The following is a 9,532-nucleotide window of genomic DNA, read 5'->3' on the forward strand; positions in this document are numbered from 1 at the left end:
AGGGCCGCTATTCGCATTCCTATTCGGACTCGCTGCCCGATTTCGTCAAGCTGGCCGAAGCCTATGGCGCGACCGGCATTCGCGCCTCCAAGCCTTCCGAGCTCGACGACGCGATCAAGCGGATGATCGACGTGCCCGGTCCCGTCATTCTCGACTGCGTGGTCGACAAGTTCGAGAACTGCTATCCGATGATCCCCTCGGGCGCCGCGCATAACGAGATGATCCTGGGCGACGATCCGGAGGCCGCCAGCGTCTCGGAAGAGGGGAAAATGCTGGTCTGACGGGGTTCCGGCCAGAATAAGCTTCCCCAACGGGGCCATACACAATACAGAGACGCGCATGAAGAAGGACGACACCATCGAACGGCACACCATCGCCGTCCTCGTCGACAACGAGGCGGGCGTACTGGCGCGCGTTGTCGGGCTGTTTTCGGGCCGCGGCTACAATATCGAGAGTTTGACCGTGGGTGAGGTCGACCAGTCGGAGCATACGTCGCGGATCACGGTCGTCACCGCCGGAACGCCGATGGTGATCGAGCAGATCAAGGCGCAGCTCGACCGGCTGGTGCCGGTTCACCGCGTCATGGACCTGACGGTCGAGACCAATTCGGTCGAGCGCGAAATGGCGCTGGTCAAGGTCGCGGGCACCGGCGAACGCCGGGTCGAGGCGCTCAGACTGGCCGATGCTTTCCGCGCCCGCGTCATCGACACGACGCACACCTCCTTCATTTTCGAGGTAACAGGCGCGCCGACCAAGATCGATGCCTTTATCGGATTGATGAGGCCGCTCGGCCTTGTGGATGTGTCGCGGACAGGCGTGGTGGCGATCGCCCGCGGTCCCGAAGCGATGTAACGAAGAGACGAACCGAAGGAATAGAAGCCATGCGCGTTTATTACGACCGCGACGCGGACGTGAACCTGATCAAGGGCAAGAAAGTCGCCATCATCGGCTATGGCAGCCAGGGCCATGCCCATGCGCTGAACCTGCGCGATAGCGGCGTCAAGGACGTCGCCGTGGCGCTGCGCGCCGGTTCGGCCACCGCCAGGAAGGCGGAAGGCGAGGGCCTCAAGGTCATGACGGTTGCGGACGCTGCCAAATGGGCCGACGCGCTGATGATGCTGACGCCGGACGAGCTGCAGGGCGACATCTACTATGCCGACCTCGCCGACAACATGAAGCCGGGTGCGGCGCTCTTCTTCGCGCATGGCCTCAACATTCATTTCAATCTGATCGAGCCCCGCAAGGATATCGACGTGCTGATGGTCGCGCCGAAGGGCCCGGGCCACACGGTGCGCTCGGAATACAAGCGCGGCGGCGGTGTGCCTTGCCTGATCGCCGTCCATCAGGACGCGAGCGGCAACGCCCATGATGTCGGCCTCTCCTATGCGTCGGCCATCGGCGGCGGCCGCGCCGGCATCATCGAAACCTCGTTCCGCGAGGAATGCGAGACGGACCTCTTCGGCGAGCAGGTCGTGCTTTGCGGCGGTCTCGTCGAGCTCATCCGCGCCGGTTTCGAAACGCTGACGGAAGCCGGTTACGCGCCGGAAATGGCCTATTTCGAATGCCTGCACGAAGTGAAACTGATCGTCGACCTGATCTATGAAGGCGGCATCGCCAACATGAACTACTCGATCTCCAACACGGCCGAGTATGGCGAATATGTCACCGGCCCGCGCATCATCACGCCCGATACCAAGGCGGAAATGAAGCGCGTGCTCACCGACATCCAGACCGGCAAGTTCACGCGCGACTGGATGCTCGAGAACAAGGTCAATCAGACGAGCTTCAAGGCGACGCGCGCCGCCGCCGCCGCCCACCCCATTGAGGAGGTGGGCGCCCGTCTGCGCGAGATGATGCCGTGGATTTCGGCGAATAAACTCGTAGACAAGGCCAAAAACTGACGCGATCTCGCACTCAGCCCGACGACACACGGGGCCCTCCGCGAAGATCGCGGAGGGCCTTTTTCTTTGAGGAGAGGCCCATGCCTCCATCGCACCGACATCACGGCGCCGCCATCGCTTTCCTGCACACGGCTGCCGTCCATATCGACACCTTCGATGCGCTCCGCGACGCGATCGCGCCGGGGCTTGCGCTTGCCCATGCGGTGCGCGAGGACCTGCTGATCGCCACCGAGAAAGCGGGCGGCATGACGCCGGCCATTTCCCTGAAGACGCAGGAAGCGCTGCTGGCGCTCGCCGAAGGCGGCGCGCGCGTCGTCGTCTGCACCTGTTCGACGCTCGGGCCCGCGGCGGAAGCGGCCGCGCAGGAAGCCGAAATCCCGATCATGCGCATCGACCGGCCGATGGCCGACCGTGCGGTCCGCGACGCCGGCCGCATCGGCATCTGCGCGACGCTTGCGCCGACGCTTCAGCCGACGCGCGACCTCATCGCGAGTTCCGCCGCGCGGGCGGGGCGCGATTGCGAAATCCGCGAATTCCTCTTCGACGATGTCTGGGCCGCTTTCCGCGAAGGCCGCCTCGACGATTATTACGAAGGCATCGCGTCGCGTCTTTCGGAAGCGTCGAAGCACGTCGACATCCTCGTCCTCGCGCAAGCCTCGATGGCCCCCGCTGCCGCGCTCGCCGGCGCGCTGCGCGCACCGCTCCTCTCCTCCCCACGCATCGGCTTCGAGGCGGCGGCGAAGATCGCGGGGGGTGAGAAGCGTTTTGCCGAAGGCAAATGAAAAGGCCCAGTGGGCCTTTTCAAGCTTCGAACGCCCGGAGCGAAGCGCAGGGCAATGCCATAAGCTTTCGTTCGGGTTCAAAAAGGTCCATCGGACCTTTTTGTTCACTTCGTGAAACACCCTCACCCCCTCAAACCACCGCCATGCCGTATTTCGCCGCCTGCGCCGCCACCACTGCGTCGAGTTCGCCGAGCAGCGCGCCCCAGGCTGCATCCGTCTCCGTCGTCCATTCCGCGCCCAGCAAGTCGCGGAACGTCTCCATCGTCACATTGAAAAACGTCGCGAAGATGCGCGGCGGGACGCCGAAACCCTCGTGGTTGGTCAACTCGCTCTGAATCAGCACCGGCGCATAGGCGCGCGGCCCCAGAAAATCGAAAATGCAGTCGAGCGATTCCGACAGCATGTGCCCGCGGGCATTGCCGTCGGTGTCGAGCACGAAGAGCGCTTCCATTTCCGGCGCTTGCGCAAAAAGCCGCGCATAGACATGGGGCGCGGGATCTCCGGCCACTTCCGCCACGCGCTCGATGGAATGTTCGATCAGTTGTTTTTCTTGTTCGCTCAGGCTCATCGGGTGCCTCCCTGTTCTTTCGGGAGATCGTACACCCATGAGGCCGCCCCGGCGCAACCGCCGGCCGGCCGCCTGCCTATCCGGGCTCCCTCATCACGAGCCAGGACAGCATGTACATCGCGCTCTTCTTCAGTTCGGCCGGAATCATCCGCCGAAAGCTTTCGGGAACCGCCGTCCAGTAGAGCGCGATGGCCCGGTCCAGCAAAGCGGATTTGCCTACCATCTGGAAGATGCGCCGGGGCGCTCTCGCGCCTGCCGGCGATGTTTGAACGGCGGCGCCGTGCGGGAAACAACGCACGGTCCCTGTCGTCGTCAGGGGCGCATCGGCTTCCATCAGCGCCTCGACAAGTCTCCGGCCCGCTTCCTGTCGCAGGTGCTCGCGTCCATTGCGGTGATTGCCGTGCGGAAAAGCCGGATTCGAGTTGATTTCGTAGACGATGAGGCGCCCGTTGGCGAAGGCATAGTCGATACGGCCAAACTCGACATGAGCCCGGTCGAAGATCGACATCAATTCGGCTTCATGCGGGTTGTGCCGGATATATTGCTCCTCCTCGGCGACAAAGGCGGGCGTGATGACGTTGGTGTCCTGCTTCACCATCCAGTGACGCGAAAATTGTATGTGCTGCGGCAGGATGCGGTCGGCGATCCGGAAGGCACCGTATTTCCGATAGTGGCCGTCGGCGTTCTTCTCGGCGCAGTACTCCACCGCGATGCGCCCCCGCAGCGGCAGCCCCCGGGCGGGAAGGCTGGCGATCGCGTCGTGCAGCTCTTCCTCCGAATACAGAAGGTCCGTTTCCGGACCGAATGCGCCGTCTTCCCGACGAATGAACACCGGATATCTGAGCGCGGGAATCGTGTCGTCGAGGCGCGCCGCCCGAAAGGGGTTGATGCCTTCCTTCCATAGCGTCGTCAGCAGCGAATAGCGTTGCCGCGAACGTGCGGGTTCGTTGAGGACGCGAACGCCCGGGACGGCGTCGCGCATGGATCTTGCAACCATATGCGCCGCTTCGAGTTCATGCCCGGAGAGCCGGTCCAGGTCGGTGAATATCAGGTGCCCGGCGGCGAGCGTGCCCCTGGAAAAAATGTCCTCGTATGGCGTAACGCGCAGGGTGTTTCGCAGCGCGTCGCCGGCCGCGCAAAGAAACGGTACGACCGTATCCTGCTGTCCGTTCCGGCAAATGTAGTGGATCATGCGTTTTCCTGTGCGCGGCTGTACGCTTGCATGCGGGAGAAACGATCCGGGCGGCCGTCGGTGCGCTTTTTGTCTTGCCCGGGATTCTCCGCATGACAATCGACTTGATCCTACGCTGCCTCCGAACGAGGCAGGAGTGACCATTTGGCGGCAGATTGTGACCGTCAATGACGGTCCTCGCGCGCCGATTGTGACCGGCGCGTGTCAGCTCACACAGATTTCGTATGGGACGATACGTGATCGGGCAATTCTTCGTGGCGATTCGATCGGAGCGAGAAGTTGCGGTCGTTCAACAATCAGATACGGATTTCGCACCCGCAGCAAGCGGCATGTCAGCCGTACAGCCACTCATGCAGCCCCGTCCGGTCGAACGGTTTCCAGTCATTCTCGGGCTGCGCCAGCCGGTCGGCAATGGCCCAGAGCACCATCGGATTGACGCCCATGCCGAGATGCGTCGCCGTCACCTCTATATTCTCCGCCTGCGGACCATCCGTTTCACGGCAGTCTTCCCAATCGACCACGCCGTCGCTTTTCGAATAGATCGCGGTGCAGGGCACAGGTGGAGCGACGCGGCGGCGGGCGGCCTTTTCGGCGCTGTGCCCGTTGACGCCGCCGTTCATGACATAGTCCGCGCCGTCGGGGTCGTGATCCGCGCCGAAAGGACTGCCCAGCGTCACGACCTGCCGCACAAGGCTCGGATATTCACGTGCCAGTTCCCGCGCATAAATGCCGCCAAGACTCCAGCCGACAATGCTGACGCGGCGGCCGTAACGGGCCGACAATTCGCGCAGGCGCGTGCGCAGGGCTTCGTGCAGTACGCGGCTCGGACCCCAGTTGTGGCCCTGGTTCCAGGGATGCGTCGTATAACCGATTTCGTCGAGATAGCGGCGGATGACGAAAGTCGACTCGTCGCCGGTCAGCATGCCCGGCAGCACGAGGACGCCATGACCGTCGCCGCGCGGCGCATTGAGCAAGGCCGGCAGCGCCGGCGCCAGCGCGCCCAGTTCCGCAAAGACACGCAATTCGCCCGCCCAGGACAGAAGCGTCCGCGCTCCGTCGGCTGAAAACGGCATGATTGGCCCCCTTTTTCGATGTTGGATGGATCATACCGCATCGCAGCATGATTTGCGCGGGGAATTTTTGAGCCTCAACAAGGCTCGTCATTTTGAAAATTATGACCGTGTGCCTCGGCATCGGGGCAATCCGCCTGCTCGATCTGCACTGTCGCGTGGCCGATGCCGAAGCGGCTGCCGAGCCGTGCCTTGATGGCGGCGAGCGCCGCGCCGGCATCCGTACCGGGCGCGAGACGCGCGTGCAGTGTTGCCACCTTGCGCTCCGATGTCAGCGACCAGGCGTGAACGTGGTGTACATCGGCCAGTCCAGGTACATGCGTCAGCAGATCGTCGGCGATGTCGCCGCCGCCTGCGCCTTCGGGTGAGCCCTCCATCAGCACATGCGCGGACTCGCGGATGATCGCCGCGGCGCTGCGAAGGATCAGCAGCGCGACGAGTACCGACAGGATCGGGTCGATCGCGGTGAAGCCGGTAAAGAGGATGGTGACCGCCGCCGCGATCGCCGCGACCGAGCCTAAAAGATCGCCCATTACATGCAGCGCCGCGCCGCGCATGTTGAGATTGCCGTCGCCGCCATGCAGCAGTTTCAGCGCCGCGATATTGACGGCGAGACCGGCAATGGCGACGGCGAGCATCGGCCCGGCCAGAATGTCGCGCGGTTCCATGATGCGCGTCGCCGCTTCGAAAAGAATCCAGCCGACCAGCACCAGCATCACGATGCCGTTGGTGAAGGCGGCCAGCGTTTCGGCGCGTCCGTAGCCATAGGAGCGGGCGATATCGGCTGGCTTGCGCGCCAGCCGCGTCGCCACCCAGGCCAGCATCAGCGCACCGGTGTCGGTCAGCATGTGGCCGGCATCGGCAATCAGCGCCAGCGAGCCCGAGAGCACGCCACCCACGAACTCGACCAGCATGAAGGTGCCGGTCAGCCACATCGCGAAGAACACGCGGCGCTCATTGGCGTGGCTGTGGTCGTTGCTATGCTGATGCGCGGTCATCTTGAATTCCGATATTCATGGGAGATTGCTACCTGTGCCCATTATCTCACGGGGCGGGAGAGCGGGGATAAGTGGAATGAAACGGCGCCGGGTTCATTCCGCGTCCTCGTTCACATGCGCGATCATGTCGGCGATCACACGCGCGACATGCGCATCGTGCACGCGGTAGAAAACCTGCTTGCCGCGCCTCTCGGGGCTGACGAGGCGCGTGGCGCGCAACAGCCGCAGATGATGGCTGACCAGCGAGACGGAGAGGCCCAGCGTGGCGGCGATCTCGCCGACGGCGCGCGGGCCGGCCAGCGTCGCCGTCACGATCCGCAGGCGGCTCGGGTCGCCCAGCATCTTGAACATGTCGGCAAGCTCGACCGTCTTGTCGTCGTCGAGCGGGAGCGGCGCGGGTTTGGCGGTCTTCGGCGTGGGCATGACGAACCATATAATTGAATATATGTTCAAGTGTATAGAGAAAGATCGTGAAGCGCAAGGCCCTCTTCCGGCGTTCAGCCCGCCGCCGATCCGTGCTAAACCCGCGCCCCTAACGGTTTCAGGAGGCCCCATGCGCATCGGCACGCCGCTTTCCCCTTCCGCCACGCGGGTCATGCTGCTGGGCTCGGGCGAGCTCGGCAAGGAGGTGGCGATCGAGTTGCAGCGCTACGGCGTCGAGGTCATCGCGGTCGACCGCTATGCCGACGCGCCGGCGCATCAGGTGGCGCATCGCGGCCATGTCATTGCCATGACCGACGCCAGGGCGCTGCGCGCGCTGATCGAAAAAGAGCGCCCGCACATCATCATCCCGGAAATCGAAGCCATCGCGACGGCGGAGCTGGCAAAGATCGAGGCCGAAGGTCTCGCCGAAGTCATCCCGACCGCGCGCGCGACGCAACTGACGATGAACCGCGAGGGTATCCGCCGCCTTGCCGCCGAGGAGCTCGGCCTGCCGGTCTCGCCCTATGCCTTCGCCTCAAGCGCCGCCGAGCTGAAAGCGGCCATCGACGGCGGCATCGGCTTTCCCTGTTTCGTCAAGCCGGTCATGTCCTCTTCCGGCAAGGGACAGAGCTTTCTGGAGGCGCCGGGCGGTGTCCAGAAGGCCTGGGACCTGGCGATGTCGGGCAGCCGCGTCGAGGCGCCGCGCGTCATCGTCGAAGGCATGATCGATTTCGATTATGAAATCACGTTGCTCACCGTTCGCGCGCGGCGCGCGGGCGGCGGCATCGAAACGCAATTCTGCGCGCCGGTCGGTCACCGTCAGGTCAAAGGCGACTATGTCGAGAGCTGGCAGCCGCAGCCGATGAGCGAAACGGCGCTGGCGGCCTCGCGCGACATCGCCCGGAAAGTGACGGATTCGCTGGGGGGCAGGGGCATTTTCGGCGTCGAACTCTTCATCAAGGGCGACAAGGTCTGGTTTTCCGAGGTCAGCCCGCGGCCGCACGACACCGGCCTCGTGACGCTGGTCACCCAGCATCTGAGCGAATTCGCGCTGCATGCCCGCGCCGTTCTCGGTCTTCCCGTTTCGGTCGAGATGAATTCACCGGGCGCCAGCGCCGTCATCTATGGTGGGCGCGACGAAAAGGGTATTGCTTATGAAGGGCTCGATCAGGCGCTGGCGTTGCCCGGCACTGAAGTGAGGCTGTTCGGCAAGCCGGAGGCCTTTACCAAGCGGCGGATGGGCGTGGCGCTTGCGCGGGCGTCCACTGTCGAGGAAGCGCGGGCGCGGGCGAAACAGGCGGCCGGGCTTGTGAAACCGGTCTCGGGCGATGGAGTTGGCGATTGACGTGGACGTTTCTGTTTCTGGTTCTCGGGCTCGCGCTGCTGCTTGGCGGCGCGGAGTTTCTGGTCAAGGGCGCGGCGGGGCTTGCCACGCGGCTCGGCGTTTCCCCCTTCCTGATCGGCCTGACGCTGGTCGGCTTCGGGACCTCGGCGCCCGAACTCGTCGCGAGCCTCGAAGGCGCTCTTGCGGGGTATCCCGGCATCGCGGTCGGCAATGTCGTCGGTTCCAACATCGCCAATATCCTGCTGATTATCGGTGTCGCCGGACTCGTCTATCCGATGACCGTCGAACGCGGAACGCTGAAGCGCGACGGGTCGATGATGCTGGCCGCGGCGGCGGTGATGATCATTGTCTGCGTCTATGGCTTCCTGTCGCGCGGCGTCGGTATCGTCTTTCTGCTGCTGCTGGCGGGGTATCTCGTCTACACCTATCGCGCCGACCGCAAGTGCCAGGACGGCACCGCCCATCTCCATGCCTCCGAGGCGGCGTTCCTGCAGGCGGGCCCGCGTTTCGGCCTTGCGATCGAACTCGTGATGGCGCTGGGCGGTCTCGTCGCGCTCGTTGCGGGCGCCTCGCTGCTGGTCGGCAGCGCGGTCAAGCTCGCCGACACATTTGGCATCTCCGATTCGGTCATCGGCCTGACCGTCGTCGCCGTCGGCACCTCGCTGCCTGAACTCGCGACCTCGGTGCTCGCCGCCTTGCGCCGCAAATCCGAGATCGCCATCGGCAATGTGGTCGGCAGCAACATCTTCAACGTGCTCGGCATAGCGGGCACCGTCGCCGCCGTGAAGCCGATCACGGTGCCGGCCGACATCGCTTCCTTCGACATCTGGGTCATGGGTGCGGCAACGCTCGTCTTCCTCTTCTTCGCCTTCACGGGTGCGCGGCTCGGGCGGATGGAAGCGATGCTCTTGTTGATTGGCTATGGGGCCTATGTGACGTTCCTGCTGTCCTGATATGACAGTTTTATGACAGTTCCGTGACAGAGGGGGGTAAGCTGTCACGCGCTGTGCTGTCACAATTGCTCTTTTCATGCCTGTTTTTTGCAATCCAACCTTTGCTTTTCCGCATTTTAAAGCTTGTGCAAAGTCCCTATGCTGTTCGTGCAAATCTCGGTTTTGGCGCGGGCGGGGCTAAGTCCATGAATTGGGACGATTTACGGTTCTTTCTGGCGGTCGCCACGGCGGGCAGCTTGTCCGGCGCCGGCCAGCAATTGGGCGTCAACACGACCACGGTGCTTCGCCGCGTCGCCTCCC

Annotated in this window: 12 protein-coding genes; 7 read left to right on the forward strand and 5 right to left on the reverse strand. The window is 63.9% G+C overall.

The window, feature by feature from the left end:
* From WEB61_RS12530 to WEB61_RS12545, 4 genes are all read left to right on the forward strand, one after another.
* Positions 1 to 281: thiamine pyrophosphate-dependent enzyme (locus WEB61_RS12530; RefSeq protein ID WP_368064672.1), on the forward strand; the 281-nt coding region annotated here is incomplete at its 5' end.
* Positions 282 to 339: 58 nt separating this feature from the next.
* Positions 340 to 852 (forward strand): acetolactate synthase small subunit, encoded by a 513-nt coding sequence (gene ilvN, locus WEB61_RS12535; protein WP_368064673.1) that lies wholly within the window; start codon positions 340 to 342, stop codon positions 850 to 852.
* A 29-nt stretch (positions 853 to 881) separates the two neighbouring features.
* The gene (gene ilvC, locus WEB61_RS12540; protein WP_368064674.1) at positions 882 to 1,901 is read left to right on the forward strand and encodes a ketol-acid reductoisomerase; all 1,020 of its coding nucleotides are present in this window, start codon (positions 882 to 884) and stop codon (positions 1,899 to 1,901) included.
* 80 nt (positions 1,902 to 1,981) lie between these two features.
* Complete coding sequence (locus tag WEB61_RS12545) at positions 1,982 to 2,683, forward strand: aspartate/glutamate racemase family protein (protein ID WP_368064675.1); 702 nt, start codon at positions 1,982 to 1,984, stop codon at positions 2,681 to 2,683.
* 130 nt (positions 2,684 to 2,813) lie between these two features.
* On the opposite strand, the gene WEB61_RS12550 is transcribed toward WEB61_RS12545, so the two are convergent.
* The 5 genes from WEB61_RS12550 to WEB61_RS12570 all read right to left on the reverse strand — a co-directional run bounded on the left by WEB61_RS12550 (position 2,814) and on the right by WEB61_RS12570 (position 6,934).
* The gene (locus WEB61_RS12550) at positions 2,814 to 3,251 is read right to left on the reverse strand and encodes a globin domain-containing protein (protein WP_368064676.1); all 438 of its coding nucleotides are present in this window, start codon (positions 3,249 to 3,251) and stop codon (positions 2,814 to 2,816) included.
* A 76-nt stretch (positions 3,252 to 3,327) separates the two neighbouring features.
* The gene (locus WEB61_RS12555) at positions 3,328 to 4,443 is read right to left on the reverse strand and encodes a hypothetical protein (RefSeq protein ID WP_368064677.1); all 1,116 of its coding nucleotides are present in this window, start codon (positions 4,441 to 4,443) and stop codon (positions 3,328 to 3,330) included.
* Between the two features lie 332 nt (positions 4,444 to 4,775).
* Positions 4,776 to 5,516, reverse strand: coding sequence for an alpha/beta hydrolase (locus WEB61_RS12560; RefSeq protein ID WP_368064678.1), 741 nt, complete (start codon positions 5,514 to 5,516; stop codon positions 4,776 to 4,778).
* A 74-nt stretch (positions 5,517 to 5,590) separates the two neighbouring features.
* Entirely contained in the window at positions 5,591 to 6,511 is a 921-nt protein-coding gene (locus WEB61_RS12565) for a cation diffusion facilitator family transporter (RefSeq protein WP_368064679.1), read from the reverse strand.
* A gap of 93 nt (positions 6,512 to 6,604) precedes the next feature.
* Positions 6,605 to 6,934: an ArsR/SmtB family transcription factor gene (locus tag WEB61_RS12570; protein ID WP_368064680.1), complete on the reverse strand. Its 330-nt coding sequence runs from the start codon at positions 6,932 to 6,934 to the stop codon at positions 6,605 to 6,607.
* Positions 6,935 to 7,064: 130 nt separating this feature from the next.
* On the opposite strand from WEB61_RS12570, the gene purT reads away from it, so the two are divergent.
* The 3 genes from purT to WEB61_RS12585 form a co-directional block, all read left to right on the forward strand.
* A complete protein-coding gene (purT, locus tag WEB61_RS12575) occupies positions 7,065 to 8,279 on the forward strand; it encodes a formate-dependent phosphoribosylglycinamide formyltransferase (protein WP_368064681.1) in 1,215 nt (404 codons plus the stop codon).
* A complete protein-coding gene (locus WEB61_RS12580; protein ID WP_368064682.1) occupies positions 8,276 to 9,232 on the forward strand; it encodes a calcium/sodium antiporter in 957 nt (318 codons plus the stop codon). The genes purT and WEB61_RS12580 overlap by 4 nt, the downstream gene beginning before the upstream one ends.
* A gap of 185 nt (positions 9,233 to 9,417) precedes the next feature.
* Positions 9,418 to 9,532 (forward strand): LysR family transcriptional regulator (locus WEB61_RS12585; RefSeq protein WP_368064684.1); only part of this gene is annotated, 115 nt, incomplete at its 3' end.

Source organism: Parvibaculum sp., assembly GCF_040882025.1.
Lineage (GTDB): Bacteria > Pseudomonadota > Alphaproteobacteria > Parvibaculales > Parvibaculaceae > Parvibaculum.